The organism is Nocardia sp. CA-290969 (assembly GCF_050936135.1).
Taxonomy (GTDB): Bacteria; Actinomycetota; Actinomycetes; order Mycobacteriales; family Mycobacteriaceae; genus Nocardia.
In genome coordinates this window covers 7,209,478-7,233,305 of sequence record NZ_JBNJNJ010000001.1, presented here as the reverse complement: position 1 = coordinate 7,233,305, position 23,828 = coordinate 7,209,478, and the positions used below count along the sequence as shown (strand labels likewise).

Annotated in this window: 24 protein-coding genes; 12 read left to right on the top strand and 12 right to left on the bottom strand. The window is 68.2% G+C overall.

From position 1 onward, the window contains the following. The first annotated feature begins 136 nt into the window (after window positions 1–136). Together ACQEVO_RS33210 and ACQEVO_RS33205 are read left to right on the top strand one after the other, a co-directional pair. On the top strand, window positions 137–1,138 hold the full coding sequence (locus ACQEVO_RS33210) for an XdhC family protein (RefSeq protein WP_432920764.1): 1,002 nt from the start codon (window positions 137–139) through the stop codon (window positions 1,136–1,138). Window positions 1,139–1,244: 106 nt separating this feature from the next. Further along, window positions 1,245–2,198 (top strand): hexose kinase, encoded by a 954-nt coding sequence (locus ACQEVO_RS33205; protein WP_432920761.1) that lies wholly within the window; start codon window positions 1,245–1,247, stop codon window positions 2,196–2,198. A gap of 5 nt (window positions 2,199–2,203) precedes the next feature. Here the strand turns inward: ACQEVO_RS33205 and ramB are convergent, their stop codons facing one another. The 9 genes from ramB to ACQEVO_RS33160 all read right to left on the bottom strand — a co-directional run bounded on the left by ramB (window position 2,204) and on the right by ACQEVO_RS33160 (window position 10,710). Further along, window positions 2,204–3,610 (bottom strand): acetate metabolism transcriptional regulator RamB, encoded by a 1,407-nt coding sequence (gene ramB, locus ACQEVO_RS33200; RefSeq protein ID WP_432920758.1) that lies wholly within the window; start codon window positions 3,608–3,610, stop codon window positions 2,204–2,206. Window positions 3,611–3,683: 73 nt separating this feature from the next. Then, on the bottom strand, window positions 3,684–3,962 hold the full coding sequence (locus ACQEVO_RS33195) for a DUF3349 domain-containing protein (protein WP_432920755.1): 279 nt from the start codon (window positions 3,960–3,962) through the stop codon (window positions 3,684–3,686). Continuing rightward, window positions 3,962–4,297, bottom strand: coding sequence for a DUF3349 domain-containing protein (locus ACQEVO_RS33190; protein ID WP_432920752.1), 336 nt, complete (start codon window positions 4,295–4,297; stop codon window positions 3,962–3,964). The genes ACQEVO_RS33195 and ACQEVO_RS33190 overlap by 1 nt, the downstream gene beginning before the upstream one ends. A 1-nt stretch (window position 4,298) precedes the next feature. Next, a complete protein-coding gene (locus ACQEVO_RS33185) occupies window positions 4,299–4,580 on the bottom strand; it encodes a hypothetical protein (protein WP_432920749.1) in 282 nt (93 codons plus the stop codon). Continuing rightward, window positions 4,580–5,887, bottom strand: a complete 1,308-nt coding sequence (locus ACQEVO_RS33180) for an inorganic phosphate transporter (protein WP_432920746.1) — start codon at window positions 5,885–5,887, stop codon at window positions 4,580–4,582. Before ACQEVO_RS33180 ends, ACQEVO_RS33185 begins: the two co-directional genes overlap by 1 nt. A gap of 135 nt (window positions 5,888–6,022) precedes the next feature. Continuing rightward, entirely contained in the window at window positions 6,023–7,240 is a 1,218-nt protein-coding gene (locus tag ACQEVO_RS33175; protein WP_432920743.1) for a multidrug effflux MFS transporter, read from the bottom strand. Between the two features lie 75 nt (window positions 7,241–7,315). Then, entirely contained in the window at window positions 7,316–9,142 is a 1,827-nt protein-coding gene (locus ACQEVO_RS33170) for an acyl-CoA dehydrogenase (protein ID WP_432920740.1), read from the bottom strand. Between the two features lie 156 nt (window positions 9,143–9,298). Next, complete coding sequence (locus ACQEVO_RS33165; RefSeq protein ID WP_432920737.1) at window positions 9,299–10,171, bottom strand: nuclease-related domain-containing protein; 873 nt, start codon at window positions 10,169–10,171, stop codon at window positions 9,299–9,301. Window positions 10,172–10,317: 146 nt separating this feature from the next. Continuing rightward, a complete protein-coding gene (locus tag ACQEVO_RS33160) occupies window positions 10,318–10,710 on the bottom strand; it encodes a VOC family protein (RefSeq protein WP_432923269.1) in 393 nt (130 codons plus the stop codon). A 170-nt stretch (window positions 10,711–10,880) separates the two neighbouring features. On the opposite strand from ACQEVO_RS33160, the gene ACQEVO_RS33155 reads away from it, so the two are divergent. Continuing rightward, complete coding sequence (locus tag ACQEVO_RS33155) at window positions 10,881–11,723, top strand: patatin-like phospholipase family protein (RefSeq protein ID WP_432920734.1); 843 nt, start codon at window positions 10,881–10,883, stop codon at window positions 11,721–11,723. 19 nt (window positions 11,724–11,742) lie between these two features. Here ACQEVO_RS33155 and ACQEVO_RS33150 read toward each other — a convergent pair whose 3' ends face one another. Continuing rightward, the gene (locus tag ACQEVO_RS33150; RefSeq protein ID WP_432920731.1) at window positions 11,743–13,008 is read right to left on the bottom strand and encodes a helix-turn-helix domain-containing protein; all 1,266 of its coding nucleotides are present in this window, start codon (window positions 13,006–13,008) and stop codon (window positions 11,743–11,745) included. Window positions 13,009–13,231: 223 nt separating this feature from the next. Here ACQEVO_RS33150 and ACQEVO_RS33145 point away from each other — a divergent pair, with 223 nt between their 5' ends. The 7 genes from ACQEVO_RS33145 (at window position 13,232) to ACQEVO_RS33115 (ending at window position 19,350) form a co-directional block, all read left to right on the top strand. Continuing rightward, entirely contained in the window at window positions 13,232–14,167 is a 936-nt protein-coding gene (locus ACQEVO_RS33145) for a MerR family transcriptional regulator (protein WP_432920728.1), read from the top strand. A 169-nt stretch (window positions 14,168–14,336) separates the two neighbouring features. Then, window positions 14,337–15,530: an NAD(P)/FAD-dependent oxidoreductase gene (locus ACQEVO_RS33140; protein WP_432920725.1), complete on the top strand. Its 1,194-nt coding sequence runs from the start codon at window positions 14,337–14,339 to the stop codon at window positions 15,528–15,530. Continuing rightward, window positions 15,527–16,444, top strand: a complete 918-nt coding sequence (locus ACQEVO_RS33135) for an RNA polymerase sigma-70 factor (protein ID WP_432920722.1) — start codon at window positions 15,527–15,529, stop codon at window positions 16,442–16,444. Before ACQEVO_RS33140 ends, ACQEVO_RS33135 begins: the two co-directional genes overlap by 4 nt. Before the next feature lie 107 nt (window positions 16,445–16,551). Continuing rightward, a complete protein-coding gene (locus tag ACQEVO_RS33130) occupies window positions 16,552–17,208 on the top strand; it encodes an SRPBCC family protein (RefSeq protein WP_432920719.1) in 657 nt (218 codons plus the stop codon). Continuing rightward, the gene (locus tag ACQEVO_RS33125; RefSeq protein ID WP_432920716.1) at window positions 17,208–17,609 is read left to right on the top strand and encodes an ArsR/SmtB family transcription factor; all 402 of its coding nucleotides are present in this window, start codon (window positions 17,208–17,210) and stop codon (window positions 17,607–17,609) included. Before ACQEVO_RS33130 ends, ACQEVO_RS33125 begins: the two co-directional genes overlap by 1 nt. A 381-nt stretch (window positions 17,610–17,990) precedes the next feature. Further along, on the top strand, window positions 17,991–18,707 hold the full coding sequence (locus ACQEVO_RS33120; RefSeq protein ID WP_432920713.1) for a polysaccharide deacetylase family protein: 717 nt from the start codon (window positions 17,991–17,993) through the stop codon (window positions 18,705–18,707). 97 nt (window positions 18,708–18,804) lie between these two features. Continuing rightward, window positions 18,805–19,350 (top strand): carboxymuconolactone decarboxylase family protein, encoded by a 546-nt coding sequence (locus tag ACQEVO_RS33115; RefSeq protein ID WP_432920710.1) that lies wholly within the window; start codon window positions 18,805–18,807, stop codon window positions 19,348–19,350. Window positions 19,351–19,377: 27 nt separating this feature from the next. Here ACQEVO_RS33115 and ACQEVO_RS33110 read toward each other — a convergent pair whose 3' ends face one another. Beyond that, the gene (locus ACQEVO_RS33110) at window positions 19,378–20,346 is read right to left on the bottom strand and encodes an aldo/keto reductase (protein WP_432920706.1); all 969 of its coding nucleotides are present in this window, start codon (window positions 20,344–20,346) and stop codon (window positions 19,378–19,380) included. Between the two features lie 87 nt (window positions 20,347–20,433). Here ACQEVO_RS33110 and ACQEVO_RS33105 point away from each other — a divergent pair, with 87 nt between their 5' ends. After that, on the top strand, window positions 20,434–21,012 hold the full coding sequence (locus tag ACQEVO_RS33105) for a TetR/AcrR family transcriptional regulator (RefSeq protein WP_432920703.1): 579 nt from the start codon (window positions 20,434–20,436) through the stop codon (window positions 21,010–21,012). A gap of 77 nt (window positions 21,013–21,089) precedes the next feature. On the opposite strand, the gene lpdA is transcribed toward ACQEVO_RS33105, so the two are convergent. Next, the gene (lpdA, locus tag ACQEVO_RS33100) at window positions 21,090–22,493 is read right to left on the bottom strand and encodes a dihydrolipoyl dehydrogenase (protein ID WP_432920700.1); all 1,404 of its coding nucleotides are present in this window, start codon (window positions 22,491–22,493) and stop codon (window positions 21,090–21,092) included. Between the two features lie 112 nt (window positions 22,494–22,605). Between lpdA and ACQEVO_RS33095 the strand changes: the two genes are divergently transcribed. Next, entirely contained in the window at window positions 22,606–23,700 is a 1,095-nt protein-coding gene (locus ACQEVO_RS33095; protein WP_432920697.1) for an AraC family transcriptional regulator ligand-binding domain-containing protein, read from the top strand. Window positions 23,701–23,828 lie beyond the last annotated feature (128 nt).

The following is a 23,828-nucleotide window of genomic DNA, read 5'->3' as shown; positions in this document are numbered from 1 at the left end:
CGCCCGACAAGATTTTCGCAGCCGTGCCAAATTCTCACAGAACAGCGCTAGGGTGTCCGTCACGTGCGCGGTCATCGGTGACGGGTGCCGATGGTGAGCGCCTGCCCTCCGTCGCACGGTGGGATCGGAGCTGTTGATGCGCGACATCGTCGACGACCTGCTGCAGGTGTGGCGTTCCGGCCGGATCGGCGGGCTGGCCACCATCGTGCGCACCGGTGGGCAGGTCGATATTCCGGTGGGTACGGCGATACTCGTGGACCCGGACGGGATGATCTACGGATCCATGGCCTCCACCGGTATCGAGGACACCGTGTACGAGGCGACCGTACAGTCGGCGCGGACCGGTCAACGCGCATTACACCGCCTCACCGTGCCCGGCGCCGAATCGGCCGGCGACGGCGGGATCATCGATGTTTTCACCGAACCGTTCTCCCGCGGCCATTTCCCGGAATTCCCGACCATCGCCACCGAAATCGCCGAGCATCGGCGGGTCACGGTTTTCACCGTCGTGTGGAATCCGGAGCCCGGAATGATCGGGCAGCATCTGATCACCGATAAACGGCATGCCACCGAACTGGTCTCGCTCCCGCAGTCCGATATCTTCGTGGCGTCGTTCGCACCGCCGCCGCTGCTGGTGGTCTTCGGCGCGAATACGACCACCGCCGCATTGTCGGCGCAGGCCCAGCTGCTCGGCTACCGGGTGGCCATCTGTGATCCCCGGCCCGCTTTCGCCGTCCCCGAATCGTTCCCCGGTGCGGAGGTCGTCTGCGATTGGCCGCACCGGTACCTGAACGTGCTGGTGGGCGAGGGGGAAGTGGATTCGACCACCGGAATCGTACTGGCCACCCACGACCCGCAGTTCGAGATCCCGCTGCTCACGGTGGCGCTGCGACTACCCGAGGTGGGCTATATCGGGGCGGTGGGCTCGGCTATCGGCTGCGCCCGCCGCCTCGACGATCTGCGCGCCAGCGGGTTCGACGAGGCCTCGCTGGCCCGGCTGCACGCACCTGCCGGTATGGATATCGGCGCCGCCACCGCCACCGAAACCGCGCTCGCGGTGGCGGCGGAAATGGTGGCGGCCCGCAACGGCCGGCTCGGCCGGATCACCGTCACCTTCCCCGCGGAGGCGGCGATCTGAATCCGTCCCACCCTGCGGCGGGCCTGCCCGGCTCGCGACCGAAAACATCCCCGCACACCGGCGACCCGAAGTTGCGGTGTGCCGACTCTCGTGGACAGTGGTTCTCGTGATCCTTACCGTAACAATGAATCCCGCCTACGATGTGACCTACCGGGTCGAGAATTTCGCCCGCGGCCGGACGCATCGAGTGCGCTCGGTGGAACAGCGCCTGGGCGGTAAGGGCATCAACGTGGCCCGCGTGCTCAACCAGCTCGGCCGCTACGCCCGGGCGACGGGATTCGCCGATCACGCCTTCGCCGCCGCCGCGGAAGCCGAGTTGCCGGTGGATTTCGTGCACGCGCTGCCGTGGGTCCGGCGCACCGTGGTGATCAGTGAAGCGGATACCGGCACCGCGACCGCATTGCGGGAACCGGGCGCGCGAGTGGCCAATCCGCATGCTTCCGAACAGCTCGAGGTGCGGGTTTCGGGCATGCTGGCGCATATCTCGGGGCTGGTGATCGCCGGCTCGCTGCCCGACGGTATCGATCCTGGATTGCCCGCCCGGATCGCCCAGGCGGCGCTCGAGGCGGGTGTGCCCACGGTCTGCGATCTGGACGGACCGGCACTCCGGATGGCCTCGCGGGTGCCGGGGGTGGTGCTGCTGCCGGGGCTCACCGAATTCGAATCGCTCACCAAATCCGGTGCCGATACGCCGGCCGCGCTGCTGGCCACGGCCCGGCCGCTGGTGGATCGCGGGGTCGGGGCGGTGATCGTCACCCGGGGGTCGCTGGGCATGGTGGCGGTGACCCCCGACGGCGCCTGGAACGCGTACCTTCCCGAACCGCTCACCGGAAACCCCACGGGCGCAGGCGATCCCGTTTCCGCAGCCGTGATCAACGCACTGTCGCGTACGGATTCCCCGGATTGGCCGGAGATCCTGACGGACGCGGTCGCGACCTCGGCCGCCTCGGTCGTCATCCCGATCGCGGGCGAAATCGACCGGCGGCTGCGCGGGCATCTCGCGCCGACCGTGGTGGTCGAGGAATTGGATACGCCCGGAGCGAATTCCGAATCGGCCTGAACCGGTTATTTCAGGACGTACGGCGATACCGAACTGCGGTGTTCGCTGATATCGAGGGTTTTGCCCAGCGGCGGGAAGGCGCGCTGCGGGCAGTTGGCACGATCGCAGACCCGGCACCCCGCACCGATCGGGGTGGCGTTGACTTCGCGCAGATCGATCCCGTCCGCGTACACCACCCGCGGGGCATGCCGGATTTCGCAACCCAATCCGATGGCGAATGTTTTGCTCGGCTGTCCGTAACGGGTCGCGCGGCGTTCGACGGTGCGCGCCACCCAGAGGTATTTGCGGCCGTCCGGCATCTGCGCGATCTGCGTCATGATCTTGCCGGGATAGGCGAAGGTTTCGTACACATTCCACAGCGGGCAGGTGCCGCCGCTGGAGGAGAAATGGAAACCGGTGGCGGACTGCCGTTTCGACATATTGCCGGCGCGATCCACCCGCACGAAGGAGAACGGCACCCCGCGCAGTTCGGGGCGTTGCAGGGTGGACAGGCGATGGCAGATCGTCTCGTAGCTCTGCGCGAAGAACGCCGAGAGCCGTTCGATGTCGTAGCGGAAATCCTCGGCGACCTCGTGGAAATAGGTGTACGGCAGGACCGTCGCGGCCGCGAAGTAGTTCGCCAGGCCGAGCAGCGCCAGCCGGCGTGCGTCCGGGCCGGAGAAATTCCCTTCGTCGACGAGCTTTTCCAGTAGCGGCCCACATTCGAAATAGGCGAGTTCCGCGGCCAGTTTGAACAGGCGCTGCCCGCCGGAAAGGTGCGGGGCGATTTCGAGTATCCGGTTCTCCGGGTCGTAGCGGTGCAGGACGCCTTCGCCCAGGTCGATCCGCTCCATGATCCGCACCCCGTGGCTGCGCAAAACCTTGGGTATTTCGCTGTGCGCGTCGCCACCGTGGAAACGGATGCGGTTGGCCAGTTCCTCGGCGGCGGTATCGAGCGGGTGGATATAGTTCTGCCGCTGATAGAAGTAATCCCGCACTTCTTCGTGCGGTTTGCTGATGGTGGCGCTGCCCGAGCCGTCGGCGAACCGGTCCTCGGTGGCCGCGGCCAGCTGGGCGCTGGTGTTGCGGTAGCGGTTGTGCATATTGACCAGGGCGCGGGCCATACTCGGATGGGCGGACACCATTTCCGCGATCTCGCGGGCATCGGCCTCGATACCGAGCTCCTGATCCATCACCACTTCTTGTAGTTCGGCGATGAGCCGGGTGTCGTCCTGCGGCGAGAAGAAGGTCGCCTCGACGCCGAACACCTCGCTGATCCGCAGCAGCACCGGTACGGTGAGCGGCCGGACATCGTGCTCGATCTGGTTGAGATAGCTCGCCGATATCTCCAGCTGCTGGGCCAGCGCCACCTGGCTCAGCCCGCGCTCGGTCCGCAATTGCCGGAGCCGGGCGCCGACGTAGGTCTTGGCCATATGTCCAGTTTAGGACTTATTCGCAAGCTGCCATAACTCGGTTAGCAAAAAATGCGAGCGTACCGGGCGGGTGTCATTCCGGCCAACCGGGCGGATCCAGCCGGGAGAGCACCCGCTGTACATCGGTCTCGGACGGCAACTCGTCGGTGACCTCGGTGATCATCACCTGGATATCGGTGCGGTCGAGCGGATGCGCGGGCGAATCGAGTACCTCGGCCGCGATCTGCTCGACCTCTTCATCGGTGAGCCGTCGCCGGAGCAGCGCGACCAGCGGAATGTAATCCGATTCCGGGACGCCGTCGGGGTATCCCCGGCGCAACCAGTCGATCACCGCGTACAGCATGCGGGGCATCACGGCTGCTCCTCGGGAAGCGCCGCCAGCGGCCAGCCACCGGCGGCCAGATGCGAGGCGACCCGAGCGATATCCTCGCGGCCGGCCTGTTCCTTGGCCACCCGTTGCACCGCCGCTTCGATCTCCTCGTGCGTGATGTCGTCCCGGTCGGCCCGGTCACGCAACACCTCCTCGGCAACCAGGACGACCTCGTATTCGGTGAGGTCGCGGTGCAGGACGGCGAACAGCGCCACGTAGTCGGTCCGGGGCACTCCTTGCGGATAGCCGGCCCGTAGCCACGCGACCACCCGCGACAACAATCCCTGCCGCTGTGGTGGCACCCGATCGGCGGCCATCTCAGGACTCCCCGAAGAGGTGGATACCGAGCCGGTCGGCGAGGAAACCCTTGGCGACGAACAACACTCCGGCGACGACCACGACGAGCACGATCAGCAGACAGGTACAGGCACCGGCCAGCGCGGCCGGATTCCGCCGGACGGTGCCGTCCGGGCCGGTTACTTCGGCGGCCGACCACCAGCGCACTCCGAGCGCGAACAGCATGGGCACCCCGGCACCGAAGATCAGCGCTGCGAGCAGCACGTCCCACAGCGCCCGCAGGTGGGTCAGCAGTGTGGACATCAGGCCTCCTCTTCGGCGGTGGAGCGGGCGTGCGGCGGGCCGCCGGGTGTGTGCCGCGGCACGCCCCCCGACGCGGGCGGCGACGATCCGGCCGAGGGAGGTGCCGGCGAGCCATTGGCCCGTGCCGGCGGAGAGTCGGCCGGGTGCGGCGGCGACGACGTTTCCCCGGCCGGGGGCGGCTGCGGATCGTTGACATTGTGACTGGAGACCTTGTCGCGCAGCGAGCGCCGGTACATCAGCCCGGCCAGCGCGACCAGCAGTGCGAAGACCACCAGGATCCCGGCCAACCCGCCGATGACCTGCGCCACGGCCCAGCAGAAGGCGCCCGCGATCCCCGCGGCCGGCAGTGTCAGCAGCCAGGCCACTGCCATCCGGCCCATCACGCTCCAGCGCACTTCCGCGCCCCGGCCCACTCCGGTACCGAGGATCGCGCCGGTGACCGTTTGCGTCGTCGAGAGCGGCAGCCCGAAATTCGCGGAGGTCAGGATGATCGCCGCCGAGGCGGATTCGGCGGCGAAGCCCTGCGGTGATTCGATCTCGACCAGCCCTTTTCCCAGGGTCCGGATGATCCGCCAGCCACCCAGGTAGGTGCCGGCCGCGATGGCCACCGCGCACGCCGCCATCACCCAGAACGGCATGGTGTCGGCCGGGGTGAGGTCGCCGTAGGCGACCAGCGCCAGGAAGATGACGCCCATGGTTTTCTGTGCGTCGTTGGTGCCGTGCGACAGCGAGACGAGAGACGCGGAACCGACCTGACCCCAGCGGAAACCGGTGGTCACCTTGTCGTGGTCGGAACTGCGGGCGATGCGATAGACCGACCAGGTGCCGATCCCGGACACCAAACCGGCGATGACCGGGGCGAGCAGCGCCGGCAATACGATCTTGTACAGCACGCCGCCGTCCGCGCCGCCCCAGATCACCCCGCTCCAGCCGAGCGAGGCCAGGGTGGCACCGATCAGTCCACCGAACAGTGCATGCGAGGAACTGGAGGGCAACCCGAACAGCCAGGTGAGCAGGTTCCAGAGGATACCGCCCACCAGTCCCGCATACACGATGACGAGCAGGTCGTGTCCGGATACCGCGTCGAGCCGGATGATTCCCTCCGCCACCGTGGCGGCCACCGCCACCGAGAGGAAGGCACCCACCAGGTTGAGGAAGGCGGACAGACCGACGGCGACCTTGGGCCGCAACGCCCCGGTGGCTATGGACGTGGCCATGGCATTGGCGGTGTCGTGGAAACCGTTGGTGAAGTCGAAAGCCAGCGCGGTGACAATGACGACAAGCAGAATCAGCAGCTCAACTGTCACACCTGGCATTGTGCACGCCGCCCCGTTCCGCATCGGCGACCGCTACGGCAGCGTTGCCGAAGTGTGCCGGGATCCGCTGGTACAGGGCTCGCGAGTGGCCGGATCGTGATGACCTCCCACAGCTGGGAGCCGCGCTCAGGCGGCGGCGAGGTGGCGTTCGGGCACCGGACCGGCCGTCCGCGCCAGGAGCCGGGCGAGCATGCCGAGTACGACGGCGACCACGATCGATACGGCCATCGGAATACCGGTATCCGGCCCGCCGAGACCGACGATCGGCGAAACGAGGGCACCCAGCCCGAATTGCAGCGCACCCATCAGCGCCGAGGCACTGCCGGCGGCATGCCGGGCGCGGCCGATCGCGAGCGCGCTCGCGGTTCCCATGACCATCGGGGCGCAGATCACGGTGAGGAAGAGCACCGGTAGCACCGCCGCCGCGGGCGCGCCGGCCGCCAGCAGCGCCAGGAGTGCCAGTCCGCCCACCAGGGTGACGGTCTGCCCGGTGCGCAGAATCGGCTCCGGTCCGAACCTGCCGACGAGCCGGGAGCTGACCGTCCCGGCCGCCACCATCCCGGCGGCGTTGATCGCGAAGATCAGCGTGTACGCCCGGTTCGACATGCCCAGCACGTTCTCGACGACGAACGGCGAGGCCGAGATATACGACATCAGTGCCGCGAATCCGAGGGCGAACGCGAAGATGTACCCGAGGTACCCGCGGTCGGCCGCCAGCCGTCCGATCGAGCGCAGCGTGCCGGCGAACCCGGCCGTCTGCCGGCGCTCCGGCGGCAGTGATTCCGGGACCACCAGCAGCGCACCCAGGAACATCACCGCGAAGATCACGCTGAGCGCCCAGAACTCCGCCTGCCAGCCGTAGGACATCAGAGCGCCGCCGAGCAGCGGCGCGATCACCGGGGCGATACCGCCGATCGCGGAGAAGAGGGTGAACAGTTTCGCGGTGGCCGGGCCCTCGGTCCGGTCGGCACCCACCGCGCGCCCGATCACCAGGCCGGCGGACGCCGAGAGTCCCTGGACGAACCGCATCGCGATCAGCAACCAGATACTCGGCGCGAGCGCGCAGATCACGGTTACGACGACGGTGATCGCGGTGGCCAGTACGAGCGGTTTACGGCGACCGTACCGGTCGGACAGCGGGCCGATGAACAGCTGCCCCACGGCCAGCCCGATCAGGAACGTAGTGAGCGTGAGCTGCACACTCGCCGGGTTGGTACCCAGGTCGCCGGCCAGATCGGTGAAGGCCGGCAGATACATGTCGATGGCGAACGGCGCCGCGGCCGACAGCAGCGCCAGCACCACCAGCAGCAGTCCGGACACCCCGGGCCGGGTCGGGATCGGCATATCGGCGCACCTCCTCCAGATACTTACTTATGGAAACATAAGTTACCTGGCGGAGGGCGCCGGCCGGGCCCGGGATCAGAAAGCCTCCTCCGGCAGCGACATGATGTCGGCGTCGAGCGATTCGATGACAACCCGCGTCGAGGTGAGGGTGGGCAGCACGTTCTTCGCGAAGAAACTCGCCACCCCGACCTTGCCCGTATAGAACGGCCGATCGCGTTCCGCCGCGTCACCGGCCAGCGCGGCGGCGGCCACTTCCGCCTGCCACAGCAGCAGCCAGCCGATCAGCAGATCGCCGACAGCGAGTAGGAAGCGCACCGACCCCAGGCCCACCTTGTACAACTCCTGCGGCTCGGACTGGGCCGCCATCGCGTACCCGGTGAGCGCGCCCGCCATGGCCTGCACATCCTCGAGGGCGGTCCGCAACAATGCCCGCTCGGCTTCCAGCCGGCCGCTGGGGGCATCCAGGAATCCGCTGATCTCGGTGAAGAGCCGCCCCGCCGCGACTCCCCTGTCCCGGAGGATCTTGCGGAAGAAGAAGTCCTGCGCCTGGATCGCGGTGGTGCCCTCGTACAGCGAATCGATCTTGGCATCGCGGATGTACTGCTCGATCGGATAGTCCTGCAGATATCCGGAGCCGCCGAGGGTCTGCAGCGATTCGGTCAGGTACTGGTAGGCCCGCTCGGAACCCACGCCCTTGACGATCGGCAGCAGGAAATCGTCCATCCGGTGGGCGGTCTCGGCATCCACCCCCGTCACCAGTTCCGCGACGTCGGCGTCCTGATGCACCGCGGTGTACAGATACACCGCGCGCAACCCTTCGGCGTACGCCTTCTGGGTGGCCAGGCTGCGGCGCACATCGGGATGATGGGTGATGGTGACCCGCGGTGCGGCCTTATCCGACATCTGGGTCAGATCGGCACCCTGGACGCGCTGTTTCGCGTAGTCGAGTGCGTTCAGGTAGCCGGTGGACAGGGTGCCGCTCGACTTGACGCCCACCGTCATCCGCGCGTTCTCGATCACCTTGAACATCTGGGCGATCCCGTTGTGCGTATCGCCGACCAGCCAGCCGATCGCGGGCTTGTCGCCGCCGAAGGTCAGTTCACAGGTCGGCGAGGATTTGAGGCCCATCTTGTGCTCGACATTGGTGACGTACACACCGTTGCGCTCACCGAGTTCCAGGGTTTGCGGATCGAACAGGTACTTCGGCACGTAGAACAGCGACAGGCCCTTGGTGCCGGGACCCGCCCCCTCGGGCCGGGCGAGGACCAGATGGAAAACGTTCTCCGCGGTATCGCCCACATCGGCGCCGGAGATGAACCGCTTCACACCCTCGATATGCCAGGTCCCGTCGGGCTGTTCGATCGCCTTGGCCCGGCCCGCGCCGACATCGGAGCCCGCGTCCGGCTCGGTGAGCACCATGGTGCCCTGCCAATGCCGTTCGAAACCCGCCGCGGCCCAATGCTTCTGCTGCTCGTTGCCGATGCCGTACAGCACCTGCGCCATCGCCGCGCCCATATCGAAGAACACCGCCGCCGGGTTGGCGCAGATGATCATCTCGCTGACCGCCCAGATCAGCGCGGCGGGCGCGGGCATACCGCCCATTTCCGCGGGCTTACCGAGCCGGTTCCAGCCCGCCTCGCGAATGGCCATGATCGTTTCGGTGAGCGGTTCGCCCACGCTGATCGAATGGGTTTCCGGCCGGAACTCCACCGGGTCCCGATCGGCCGCGGCGAAGGATTCCGCGACCGGCCCCTCGGCCAGCCGTTTCACCTCGGCGAGTATCTCGCGCGCGGTATCGGTATCGAGGTCGCCATAGGCGCCGGTGTCGAGAATCTTGCCGAGCTCGAATACCTCGAACAGGTTGAATTCGATATCACGCAGATTCGCCTGATAGTGGCCCACGGCCGTCCTCCTGGTCGATTCCCCAGCGGCCGCTCGACCGCTGGTAACAGGCTTTTGGACATCGTACGAACAGCAGCGTGCCGGACCGCACGGCGGCTACGCAACCGTAGCCTGCGCGCACCCGCCGCAGGCCCCGCGAGAACCGGTCCGGCGAGGTCAGCAGCCCGGTTGCAGCGGCCAGCACTCCGCGGCACCGGCAGAGGTCGGGGCCACGGTCGGCTCGACACTGCTACTCGGTGCGGCCGGCTCGGCGGCGGGGCCCTCGGCCAGCAGGGAACCGGCGATCGCGGCCAGCACCATCAGCATGCCGAGCACCGCGACCGTCAACACCGTCCAGCCGATGACATCGTGGGTGCGCCGGGTATCCGGCCGGCGCATGGTCTGCCATACCCGCGGCTTCTTCGGCGGCTCCGGCAGTTTGTCCTCGAACCCGGCGGCGATCAGCTCGCCGCGTTCGGGGGCCCAGCCGGTGAGCGCCCGGGTGGCCGCACAGACCCGCCCGAGCGTCCAGCGCGGCGGGCCGGGCGCGAAATTCTCCAGGAGAATACGCAGTTCGGTGAGCTCTGCGGTATTGCCCACCACCACATCCAGACCGGGCCGCAAGGTTTCGCGCGCCGGGCGCAGCACCGCACCCCGCCGCGGGATCAGCGCGACCGCACCGCACAACTGGCCGGGGTCGTAGGAGGCGCGTTCGAAGGTGCGCTGCACCTCCTGCACGGCGCTCTCCAGCCGGCGCACCGGATCGGCGCCGAGGTCCAGTTCCAGATCGGCCACGGCGTCGCCCACCCGCCACGGCCGCTCCATGGAAACCGTCAGGATTCCGCTCTGCGTACTGCGGAAGCCGATGACCTCGGTGACGAGTACGCCCTGCGGCGTCCAGATCACCGCGCCGATCTGCCTGGTGCCTCGCTGGGTGGCTATTCGCAGGTCCACGATCGCCAGCCCGGTGGAGGGTAGCTGCCGCAGGCATTCCACGAATTCCCGCTCGGCGGCGGACAGTTCCGCCCGATCGTCGACCTTCACCAGCATCGTGCTCTACCTCTGCCGTGTGTCGTTTCGCCCGCTGCCACTGTTCACCCCCGGAGTCGATCATCAACCACCGGCTCCTTTCGTACCATCCATATGGCCTGCGGCTCAGGTGAATCGGATTTCGGCGGGGCGGACGGCGCCGGTGATCACCCCGGCGGCTGCTCGACCCACTGCACGAGCTGATAGACGATGCCGTTGGGATCGGTTGTCTGGAAGTAGCGTTCACCCCATTCCTCGGTCTCGATCGGCGTGACGATCGGCGCACCGGCCGCTTGCAGACGGGCGTATTCGGTATCGATATCGGCCACCACGAACACCACCAGCAAACCCGTACCGGCCGCGTCGGCGATCCGCGCGGGTTTGAAGGTGGGCAGACCGGTGCGCAGGTAGATGAGGTTCATCCCGGCGTCGGGGTGCGTCAGGGATACGAAACCCTCGGCCGACATCTGCTCGGTGAAGCCGAAATGGGCGGAGACGAAACCGGCCGAGGCGGCCGGGTCGGCGACATTCAGCGAGATGGCGGATCCGGTAGTACGCAAATAGTCCTCCAGGTTCGGCGCGATAACTCCGTACATCGTACGTAGTTAAATCCACAGCGCGCACCGTGATCTGCTTCACAATTCCCGCTCTCGGGCGCGGCGCTCGTTCCACGACCCCGGACGAGGCGGCACACCGAGCGCCCCGGCCGCCCATTGGCTAACCTGCTGCCATGCCCGACGCCGTGCCGCACCGAGACACCAGGATCGCCCTCGTTCTGGGAGGTGGTGGTCCCGTCGGAATAGCCTGGCTGGCGGGCCTGGCCCAAGGATTACGGTCCGCCGGGATCGACCTGACCCTCGCCGACCGCATCATCGGCACCTCCGCCGGCGCCGTGGTGGGAACCGCGATCGCGGCCGGGTCCGATCTGTCCACCCTGCTCACCCCGCGTCCCACCCCGGCCGTGGCGCCGGCCCGCGATTTCGGTCCGCTCCTGGAGATCGCCGCCCTGCTGCGCGCCGTCGACCAGGACCGCGAACTGGTGCTGCAACGGGTGGGCGAACTCGCGCTCGGCGCGGAAACCGGCGACCCGGCCGCACACCTCGAACGGATCGGCGCCCTGGTGGATTTCGCCGACTGGCCCGACCACGATCTGGTGGTCACCTCCATCGATATCGGCTCCGGTGCGCTGACAGCCTGGACCCGTGACGATCCGGCCACCCTCGTCCAGGCGCTGGCCGCCAGCACCTCGGTGCCGGGCGTGTTCCCACCGATCGAAATCGGCGGCCGGCACTACATCGACGGCGGTGTGCGATCGACCATCAATGCCGATCTCGCCGCCGGTTACGACGCGGTGGTGATCCTGGAACCGCTCGCCCACGTATATCCCCGTACCCGGGCCGACCGCGAATTGGATGCCGCGCGGCAGGTTTCGATCACACCGGACGAAGTCGCCGTCGCCGCCTTCGGACCCGATCTCTTCGCCGGCGCCGCGCTCGGCCCCTCCTACGAGTCGGGCCTGCGCCAGGCGGGTGCGGCCGCCGGCGAACTGAAGGAGTTCTGGCCGGCGGGGTAACCGGTTGGCTCACCGGGTCTCAGCGGGTCCGCGGACCGCGCGCGGCACGCAGGCCGCCGCGCGGCGCCCCCGGGCGGCCGGCGGACGGCGGCACGTAGGGCATCTCCACCCCGATCCGCTGCGCGAATTCACCGAGACCCAGCGTGCCCTGGTCGATACTGAGCAGGTCCGCGGTCGTCGAGCGCACCACCCGTTGCCGGTACAGGTATTCCGGCGCGAGGGTTTCGGCCTCGAGCAGGAGGGCCAGCGCCCGGGGCGGGTTGCGCCGCTGCGCCCAGGCGCGGGCGGTGTCCACGAGCAGCCGGGCGCGATGGAAATCCGTCAGGCTCCCCGGGTCGACCTTGGCCGCCAGCCGGATCGCGGTCCCGGCGTCCCCGAGTTCGACCGCGACGGCGACCTCGTGCAGTACGACGGCGCGCGGCCCGAACTCGACGCGGTATTCCTCGCGGTCCGCGCCGAGCGCGCTCGCCGCCTTACGGGCCCGGCCCAGCATCTCCAGTGCTTGTTCGGCGTCTTCGGCGCGTGCGGCGATAACCGCCGACTGCAGCGTCAGCGCACCGTAGACGATCAAGGCTCGCGGCTCGGGTTTGTCCAGCAGCGCTCCCAGGGCCGCCCGGGCACTCTCGGCGGTCCGCCGGGCGAGATCGAGTTGCTGTGCCCGCTGGAACACGATCGTGCGCCGGAACACGCACGCCGCCAGGAGCACCGGGTCGCCACAATGTTGCGCCGCGCCCACGGCGCGCTCACCCGCCGCCCAGGCGGCATCGAACTGGTCCAGCTCCGCCAGGGCGACCGACCACACCTGATAGACATCGGCCAGCAGTGCGGCGGCGCGCACGGAAACCACGGCGGCCCGGGCCAACTCGGGCAGCACCGCGCTCAGCAGCGCGTGCAGATCGGCGTAGCGGGCCTGCCGGGTGCAGGTCCACGCGGATTCGGCCTGTTCGGCGAGCCGGTCCAGGTCGGGTTCGGGGCGCGGATCGGCCACCGCGGCGGCCAGCGCGTGATCGGTGGCGAGCAGCAGGCGCAGCGCAAGTGCGTCGGCGGGGATCGGTTCGGCTTGCGCCGCGGGCGCGGTGGGCGCCAGCTCGGCGACCGGAATATCGAGTACCTCCGCGATCCGCTCCAGCACATCGAGCGCCTTCACCGGGCGGACCCCGCGCTCGACCTGCGATACCCACGCCTCGGAACGTTTGATCAACGGCGCGAAATCACGTTGGGACAATCCTTTGCGGGCACGGTAATACGCGATTTTCCGCCCGATCCCGGATTCGTGATCTGTCATTTGTGGGATGCGCCTTTCGCCGCGACCGGATCATCTCCGGCCCTTGGCCGATAGTAGAACCACAACCCCGCTCTCGCACCGGTCGGCGGTATCCGGTCGCGGATCGAAAAAGCGGCCGGGCGGCGCAATATGAAAGGCGTCGAACACCGTGGCCATCAGCCGGACGACTTCGACCCGACGCACGACTTGAGTCTCCAGCAGGAGGAGACCTCATGCTTTGGTCATGGACGACGAAACACTGTTACCGATCGGGGTCGTGGCCGAACGCACGGGGCTTTCGGTCAAAACGATCCGGTTCTACTCCGACCAGGGACTCGTTCCGCCGTCCTCGTACACCCCCGCGGGCTACCGCCTCTACGACATCGACGCACTGTCCCGGCTGGAACTGGTCCGGACACTGCGTGCACTCGATATCGACCTGGCCACCGTGCGGCGCATCCTGGCCCGCGAGACCTCGCCGGCCGAGATCGCCGCCGCCCACGCGTCGGCCCTCGATGCGCAGATCCGAGTTCTGCGGCTACGCCGGGCGGTACTGCGGGCGGTAGCGAAACGCCGGTCCGAACCCCAGGAGATAGATCTGATGCACAAACTGGTGAACCTGTCACAAGCCGAGCGGCACCGCTTCATCCACGACTTCATCGACGAAACCTTCGGTGGCGTCGACGCCAATCCGGCGATGGTCGAACTACTGCGCACCAGCATGCCCGACCTACCGGAAGACCCCACCACCGAGCAGGTCGAGGCCTGGATGGAACTGGTGGCATTGGTGCAGGACACCGGCTTCCGTGCCGCGGTACGCCGGATGGCCGAATACCAGGCCGCGCAACGCAGGGAAGGCGACACCACCGGATTGCACCATGCCCTCACCGAAACGGTGCGCGCCGAGGTCGGCCGCGCGCTCGCCGCGGAAATCGGCCCGGAATCGGCCGCGGCCGCGCCGATCGTGGACACACTCACCGCCCGCTACGCGGCGACTTTCGGCAAACCCGACGACAGCGCACTCCGGCATTGGATGCTCGAACGACTGGAGGTGGCAAACGACTCCCGCGTCGCGCGGTACTGGCAACTCGTTGCAGCCGTGAACGACTGGCCACCCGTAGCAGACCTGGATCCAGTGTTCGGCTGGCTCGGCCGAGCGCTGAGGACCCACACCGGGTGACAGCCGCCCTCCCGCCCGCCGAGCGGAGACGAACCGAACGACGCGCACTCGACCCCGACCGGGGTGTGATGTAGCGCACATAAAGTCCGTGTCACGAAGCGAAGGGCAGCTTACGTCTGGTGGTCGTACGCATGGCGGGAACGACCGATACGAAAGAGACGACGCAGCGATGAATACAACGACAGAGCAGCAGCACGAGGTCCTGGTCCTGGGCGCCGGTTACGCCGGGCTCGCCGCCACGATCCAGCTCGCGGCTCGCACTGGGAAGCGTGGTGACCTGCGAGTGACGCTGGTCAACCCGTACGACACCTTCACCGAGCGGCTCCGGCTGCATATGACCGCCACCGGCCAGGAAACGGCCGAGATGAGCATCCCGACCCTGCTCGACGGCACCGGAGCCGGCTTCGTCCGCGGCTGGGTCACTGCCGTCGATACCGAGGCGAAAACCGTGCGGATCGACGACGACCGGGTCCTGCGCTACGACACCCTGGTCTACGGCCTGGGCAGCATCGCGGACACTGCCGCTGTCCCCGGTGTGGACGATCACGCCTACACCCTCGACAGCCCGGAGGACGCCGCAGCTCTTGCCGACCGGCTGGCCCGGCTCGACGGTGGGACCGTCGTGGTCGGCGGCAGTGGCCTCACCGGTGTCGAGGCCGCCGCGGAGATCGCCGAGCGGTACCCGGAGCTCGAGGTGGTGCTGCTGGGCCGGGGCGAACCGGGCGCGAGCATGCACCCGAAGGCCAAGGCATACCTCGATGCGGCGCTCACCCGGCTCGGCGTGCGGGTGCGCAGCGGTGCCGAGGTGATCAAGGTGCTGCCGGACAGCGTCGAGCTCGCGGACGGCTCGAGCATCCCCGCAGCCGCGGTGCTGTGGACCAGCGGCACTCGCGTCTCGCCGCTGGCCGCCGCTGCGGGCCTGACCGTCGACGAGCGCGGCCGGGTGATCACCGACAGCGCGCTGCGGTCGGTATCGCACCCGGATGTCTATGCCGTGGGTGACGCGGCGGCGATCCGGCAGGGCTACGGCGTGATGCACGGGACCTGCCAGGGCGGCATGCCCACCGGCGTACACGCGGCTGTCTCGATTCTGCGGGTGCTGGCCGGCAAGGAGCCGAAGCCCTTCCGTTTCGGCTACTACCACACGCCCGTCAGCCTGGGCCGCAACGACGCCGTCGTGCAGTTCACCCACCCCGACGACAGCCCACGCCGGATCGTGTTGACCGGCAAGCGGGCCGCGAAGTACAAGGAGACGGTTACCGCCGCGCCGTGGTCGACCTTCGCCCGCATGAAGAAGATGCCCGCGTCGGGCGCCTTCTGGCCGCGCGGCGGCCGCTACACCCGGATACGGAGCGCCAAGTGACCCAGCCGCAGCAGTCCGACCCCGACCAGCTCGCCTTTCAGCAGTACCGCACCCTGCTCTTCTCGGTCGCCTACCGCCTCCTCGGCTCCGCCGCCGATGCCGAAGACGTGGTCCAGGACAGCTGGCTCAAGTGGTCGGCGGCCGACCGTTCCCAGGTCGCCGACCCCAAGGCCTACCTGACCCGGATCGTCTCCAACCTGGCGATGGAGCGGCTTCGTTCGACCCGCCACCAGCGCGAAACCTACGTCGGGCCGTGGCTGCCCGAGCCGATCCTCACCGATCCCGACACCGCGGACGGCGTCGCCACGGCGGATTCGGTGTCGACGGCCCTGCTGGTCGTCCTGGAGACGTTGAGTCCGCTGGAGCGGGCGGTCTTCGTTTTGAAGGAGGCCTTCGCGTTCAGCTACGCGGAGATCGCGGACGCGGTGGAACGTTCGGAGCCGGCGGTCCGGCAGGCCGCCCATCGCGCGCGGGAACACGTCCAGGCCCGCCGGCCTCGTTTCACCGCGGACCGAGCCCGCCGACGCGAGGTCTCCGAACGTTTCTTCGCGGCGGCGACGGGCGGCGACATCAACACGCTGATGGAACTGCTCTCGCCGGACGTGACGTTGTGGACCGATGGGGGCGGCAAGGTCCGCCAGGCACTGAAGCCGGTCGTCGGCCTCGAGGTTGTGGCCCGCTGGTTCGCCGCGCTCGGCACCGCGACCTACCAGGGCATCGAGCCCGGCCAGATGCGGGCAGAGCTCACCTGGATCAACGACGGCCCGGGCGTGATCTTCCGCGGCCCGGACCGCGTGATCGCCACGCTGACCTTCGACTTCGACCCGGAAGGCCGTATCTCGACCATCCACAACGTGGCCAATCCGGACAAGCTCCATGCCGTCACCGAGGGCACTCGCCACGAACTCTCCTGAGCCGCCCGCGCGGTATCGGCGCCCGCGGGCCTCCCCCGGGCGCGGGCCGGTAGCGCACCCGCTCCGGCGGAGTTAATATAAGTTCACACTTATCAAAGGAGGCAGACGTGACTTTACCCATCGATCCGACCGCCCTCGCGGGACTGGTGTCCCGGCAGATCCGCACCGGCGAACGGCAGGGCATGCCCACCAAGATCGCCATTGCCGAGCGCACCTACGCCACCGATCCGGACGATCTGTGGAACGCGCTCACCGACGCCGGCCGGATACCGCGCTGGTTCCTGCCGATCAGCGGAGACCTGTCCGTCGGCGGCCGGTATCAGCTCGAAGGAAATGCCGGCGGTGTCGTCGAAGAATGCGAACCGCCGAAACGATTCGCCGTCACCTGGGAGATGGGTCCGATGATCTCCTGGCTCGAGGTCCGGCTCGATCCCGCGGCCGAGGGCACCACCCTGGAATTGGTACACGAAGCACCGGTGGACCCGGATATGTGGAAGCAATTCGGCCCCGGCGCGGTGGGTGTCGGCTGGGATCTCGGACTCATGGGCCTCGGCCTGCACCTGGACAGTGGCGCGGCGGTCGACCCGGCAACCGCCCTCGAATTCCCGACCTCCCCGGAAGGCATGATGTTCGTGCGCACGGCGGCCACCGGCTGGGCGGACGCGGCGATCGCCGACGGCGACGACCCCGCCCTCGCCCGCCCGGCAGCCGAGGCGACCCTCGCGTTCTACACCGTCATCCCCGAGGAGGGCACGCAGTCCTGATGTCGCCCACCGCTCCGGCGAAAGTGTTCGAGGCGCTCGCCGACCCCGTCCGCCGCACGATCCTGCGCCTGGTCGCCGCCGGCGAACAGCCGGCCGGTGCCCTGGTGGCCGGGGTTCGGGCGCACACGCCGATTTCCCAGCCCGCGGTCTCCCAGCATCTCAAGGTGCTACGCGAGGCCGGGCTGGTGCGGGTGCGGTCGGTGGGGGTCCAGCGGATCTACACCCTCGACCCGGAGGGTATCGGCACCGCCCGGGAGTGGCTGACCGCGCTGCTGGATCCGATGGCACAATTCGCCCAGCCGCTCGACGCCCTGTCCACCGAGGTCGCGCGCGGTAAACGCGAGCGGCGCCGGCAACACCCGGCCGCGCCGGCAACATCCCGCGACACCCGGCCCGCCTGAACTCTCCCCGACAGGTCGGCTGGCACAGTCGGGCTCCGCATGCCGGTGCACCGCGATCGCGCTACGGGGACGCGGGACCGCACCGCGTTACCACGCCTGCTGCGCCGGATCCACTGTGCTCGGGACATGCCTGATCCCGCCTCGGCGATTGCCCGGGCTCCGCCGCTTACCGGCCTCGGGGTCCACCGCACGAGACGTTCCGGTTCGGCGTGCCGACGAGACGCCCGGGGCCGGTCCCGACAGCTCTCGGCATCGGCCACGTGCTGTTCGAATCGCTGATCGCGATGCGGCGGCGCAGAACGACATCGGTGGTGGCCGGTCGCCCCATCTGGGCGGCGACACGTAGTGCCCCGATTCCACCGGTCCTGGTATACAGCGGAGATGCGGCGGTGGATGATCGGCTCGGCATTCGGGCTGGTAGTGATGCTCTTGGTGGTGACCGGCGGCTATTTCCTGATGAATTCCCGCTCCTACCAGCTGGCGGGCCGGCTGGTGGATCGGGTGGAAACCGGCGAGAAGGTGGTGGCACTGACGCTCGACGACGGCCCGAGCGAGCGCGCCGGCGAAGTCCTCGACCTGCTCGCCGCCGCGGATATCCCCGCGACCTTCTACCTCAACGGCCGTGACCTCGCCGCGCGGCCCGAACTGGGCCGTGCGATCGCCGAAGCCGGCCACGAGATCGGCAATCACACCTACAACCATCGCCGCATGGTGTTGGTCTCGCCTTCGACGGTGGCCGACGAGGTGGAACGCACCGATGCCGAGATCCGCCGCACCGGCTACCGGGGCGAGATCACCTTCCGCCCGCCGTACAGCAAGAAACTGTGGACCCTGCCGGACTATCTGTCCGAACACGACCGGACGACGGTCACCTGGGATGTGGAACCGGAAGCCGGGAACACCTCGGCCGACGCGATCGTCGCCGCCACGGTAGAGCAGGTCCGGCCGGGGTCGATCATCCTGTTGCACACCATGTTCGGCAGCGGGGCGGCGTCCCGCGCCGCGATCGGGCCTATCGTCGAGAAGTTGCGCGCCGAGGGCTACCGCTTCGTCACGGTGTCCGATCTGATCGGCCGCGACGAGACCGCGCGGTCGTGATCGCGGCGAGCAGAGCGCGCGGCAGGTAGGTTCGCAGACGACCGTGCGCTACGGAGGCCGCGGCAGCACCAGGTTTCCACCCGAGAGGGGCAGATTGATGGTTTCGGCGTCGCAACCCCGGATCGCCCCCGGCCGCCTGCGCGAGCTGGGACCGGTCAACTGGGCGGCGTGGCAGGTCCTCTCCCGCGCGTCCGGCACCGCGGACGCCCAACTGTTCAGCACGCTCGGCCGCACCGGCCGCCTGTTCCGCGGCTGGCTGCATTTCTCCGGCATGCTCATGCCCGCCGGCCGTTTACGCCGCCACGACAGCGAACTGGTGATCCTGCGCGTCGCCCACCTGCGCGATTGCGCCTACGAAACCGACCACCACATCCGCCTGGGCCGCCGCGCCGGCGTGACCCCGGAAATTCTGGACCGAATCCGCCAGGGCGCGGGCGCCGACGGCTGGACCGATAAGCATCGCGCCCTGCTGACCGCCGTGGACCAACTGGTGCAGACCCGCGATATCGACGACGCCACCTGGGACCGTCTGGCCACCTACTACGACGACAAACGCCTGATCGAAATCGTCCTGCTGGTCAACCAATACGAAGGCCTGGCCGCCACCATCCACACCCTGCGTATCCGCCGCGACGAATTCTGATCCGGGGCCCCTTGCGCCCAGATCGGATCACTTCAGCGGCGCCGAGAGTTCCGCCAACCGGGACAGTTCCGGGTCGGTGAGGCGCAGTTCCATCGCCGCCCCGAGTTCGGTGGCCTGGTGTGGTTTGGAGGCGCCCGGGATGGCGACCACGGTGTCACCGTAATAGGTGATCAGCCAGGCCAACGCGATCTGTGCCGGTGTAGCACCGTACGCGGCGGCCAGTTTCCGCAGTTCGTCGATCAGGGGTGCGGTGCGGGCCAAGGTGCGCTGGTTGAATCGGCCCAAGGCCCTGCGGATGGGACGGATATTGTCCAGCAGATCGGGTGATTCGTGGAATTTCCCGGTGAGCAGTCCGGATTTCAAGGGCGAATAGGCGATCAGCGTGATCTCGAGCCGGCGGGCGGTTTCCAGTACTCCGTTGTCTTCGATTCTCCGGTGCAGCAGGCTGATCTGCACTTGGTTCGCAACCAGCCGTAACCCGCGTTCCCGCAGAATCCGATCGGCGCGTTCCATCTGGCGCGCGGAGAAATTGCTCACGCCGATATGTGCGATCTTGCCCGCTTCCCGGAGCTGTGCCATCTCCTGGACCTGCCGGGTTTGCGAGGAGAAACTCCCGAACGGCTGGTGGATCTGGTGCAGCGTAATCGGAAATCCTTGCAGAGCAGCGATTCTCGCGTCGATGGTACGGCCGATATTGCCCGCCGTGCGGCCCAGCGGAGTCCATTTGGTGGCAATCGATATCTCCCCGGGACCGGTACCGGCCGCACGCAGCGCCGTGGTCAGCGCGCGTTCGGAATGCCCGCCGCCGTACATTTCGGCCGTATCGAACCAGTTGATACCGCTGTCCAGTGCGGATTTCACCACGGTGCCGATCGTTGCGCCGTCCAGTTCCGGGTAGAACTGTGCCCCGAGCCCCGGCCCGGCGAATTGCATACAACCCAGCCCGATCGGCGTGACCTCGATATCCGAGGACCCCAGCATCCGAGTCGCAATCATGGGCTTCTCCTATCTCGATGTGAGACACCAATGTCTCACGAAGAGATTCGGCTGTCAACGAATGAGGCTGGACTATATGCTCGGGCCATGGCCGAACGACCCGCTCTCCGCGATCACATCGAAGCCGCGATCCTCACCGCGGCCGCCGATGTACTGGCCGTTCGGGGTACCGCGAGCATGGCCGAGATCGCCGCCGCCGCCGGGATCGGCCGCGCGACCCTCTACCGCTACTTCCCCAACCGGGAAGCCCTGCTGAGCGGGCTCACCGAGGCGGCGGCGAGGGACCTGATCTCCCGGATCACCGACGCGGAGCTGGATTCGGTGCCGGTGCCCACCGCGCTCGCCCGCCTGACCCGCGGTTTCCTGACCGCCGGCAGCAAGTACGGCGCCCTGCTGCAACCGGAAACGCAGCTCCCCGAAAAAGACGCCGACCTGAAGCAACGCCTGAGCGAACCGGTCCGCGATGTCCTGGCCCGCGGCGCCGGCTCCGGCGAGCTGCGCACCGACCTGAGCGTGGACACGCTGTTCGAAATGTTCACCGGATTACTGGAGAAAGGCCTGCTCATGGTGTTGCGCGGCGATTCCGGAGCCGAGCAGGCCAGCGCAGCCGTGCTCGCGGTCTTCCTCGACGGCGCGCGGACATCCGGGAATCGCGAGGCCCGCTAGCCGGGGCCCGGAACGCAAAAACCCGGCGCGGAAAGTACCGCGCCGGGTCTCGCCGGGCCGAATCGGCCGTAGAGCGATCAGAAGTTGATCATATGACCGGCCAGGCCGTGGATCGCTTCCTGCAACGCCTCGCTCAGCGTCGGGTGCGTATGCACATTGCGGGCCAGTTCGTTCACCGTCAGATCCCATTTCTGCGCCAGGGTGAGTTCCGGCAGCAGTTCGGAGACGTCCGGGCCGATCAGATGCCCGCCGATGAGTTCCCCGTACTTGTTGTCCGAGATCAGCTTCACGAACCCGGTGGCATCGCCGAGGCCGTGCGCCTTGCCGTTGGCGGTGAACGGGAAGGTCGCGACCTTCACGTCGTAACCCTCGTCGCGCGCCTGCTGCTCGGTGAGCCCGAAGCTGGCGACCTGCGGCTGACAGAAGGTGGCTCGCGGCATCATCCGGTAATCGCCCAGGGTCAGGGTTTCCGCACCGCCGATGGTCTCGGCCGCCACGACGCCCTGCGCCTCCGCGACATGGGCGAGCTGCAGTTTCGCGGTGACGTCACCGATGGCGTAGATATGCGGCACGTTGGTGCGCATATTGTCGTCGATGGCGATGGCACCCCGCTCGGTGAGCGCGACCCCGGTGTTCTCCAGTCCGTAGCCCTCGACGCGGGGCGCGAACCCGACGGCCTGCAGCACCTTGTCGACGGTAACGGTCTCCACCGAACCGGACTTGTTGTCCTTGATCGCCACGGTGACCTTGGATCCGTCGTCGTCGATCGACTGCACGGCGGCACCGGTGGTGATGGTGATCCCCAGCTTCTTGTACGCCTTGGTGATCTCCTTGGACACATCGGCGTCCTCGTTGGGCAGCGCGCGATCCAGGAATTCCACGATCCGCACGTCCACGCCGTAGTTGCGCAGGACGTAACCGAACTCCATACCGATGGCGCCCGCGCCGACGATCAGGATGGAACCGGGCAGCTCGCGGGTGAGGATCTGCTCCTCGTAGGTGACCACGTTCTGGCTCAGCGAGGTGCCCGGCAGCAGTTTGGTGTTGGTGCCGGTGGCGATGATGACGTTGTCGAAGGTGATCGACTCCGTACCACCCTTGCTGAGCTCCACCGAGAGGGTATTGGCGTCGGTGAACGACCCCTTGCCGTCGTATTCGGTGATCTTGTTCTTCTTCATCAGGAAGTGGACGCCCTTGACCCGGCCGTCCGCGACCTTACGGCTCCGGTCGAACGCCGCCCCGAAATCGAACGACGCCTCCCCGGTGATCCCGAAGGTTTTGGCTTCCTTGGTGAAGATATGGGCCAGCTCCGCATTGCGCAGCAGCGCCTTGGACGGGATGCAGCCCACGTTCAGGCATACGCCACCCCAGTATTTCTGCTCGACGATCGCTGTTCGCAGGCCGAGTTGAGCGGCGCGGATCGCGGCGACGTAACCGCCGGGACCAGCACCGAGAACGACGACATCGTAGTGGGAAGTCACGGTGTCGAGCCTAACTCTCGCCGCCTGCCGCGGCCCACCCCACCCGCCCCCACTGGTGAGCCGGATCACCGGCATCGTTCCCCCATCGTGGACGACTACGTTGGTATCCGTGGTGACCGCTCGACCTCCCGGACCCGGCGCGACCGATGCGCACCTCCCGGACTCGCCACCACCGGCCGCGCGTACCGGGCCGGTACCGGAAACCATCGATCCACTCGCCGGGACCGCCTCCACCCAGTTGATCCGCCTGGTCCGCGATGCCGCGGTGCGTGCGGGCGCCGGCCTCGACCGGATCGGCGCGATCCACGGCGTGAACGAGCACGGATCGCGCGGTGAGCTCGACCGGGTTCCGATGCGTTCCCTGGTCGCGCTGTGGGAAATGCTCGCGCATCTCGGGCCGGGTGCCGGGCTCGCGGTGGTCGCCGATGCTCCCCTCGGCCGGCTCCGCACCTGGGACTATCTGGTGACGACCGGAACCACACTGGCTGCCGCGCTCGCCGCCGCGCAGCCGTACCACCGGCTGGTCACCGCCGCCGCCGAAGGATTCGATCTGCACGACCACGGCGAGCTGACCATCGGCTACCGCACCACCGCGGGCGAGCCGGCCGTCTCGTCGGTGATCAACGAGTACGTCCTGGCCTACTACTTGCGGCGCGCGCGGGAGGGGCTCGGCCGCCCGGTCGTTCCGGCCCGGATCACCTTCAGTCACCCCGCCCCGCGCGAACACCGGGCCCTGACCGATGGGTTCGGCACCCGCCGGATCGAATTCGGCGCACCCGCCGACACCATCACTTTCGCCGCAGCCGACGCGCAGGCACCGCTGCAGCGGGCCGATCCCGCACTCGCGGAGCTACTCCGCAGTCACGCCGACCTGATACTCGCCTCGGCCCGTCCGGTCCCCGGACCGCTGGACGAATTCCGCACCGCACTGGCCGCCGCGATCGACACCGGTGAACCCGGCCTGGGCGCAGTCGCCGCCCGCTTGGCCATGAGCCCACGCAGCCTGCAACGGCGCCTCGCCGAACACAACACCACCTGGCGCCACGAACTGGACCTGCTCCGCTACCGGCGCGCCGAAGACCTGCTGTCCTCCGGTCTGACGACGGCCACGGTGGCCGCCCGCCTCGGTTTCACCGACGATCGCGCCCTGCGCAAGGCCGTTCGCCGCTGGAGCGGATCGTCCCCGGGAGCCCTGCGGAACCGCTGACCGACCGGAACACACAGGACTTCGAGTTGTCGCGTACGGACCGGGGCGTGGCATGCGCGGACCTGGGTTGCGGGCCGGCACCGCCATAGCGTCGTTCGGGTCCGGATGAACGATCCGCGAAACGAGAG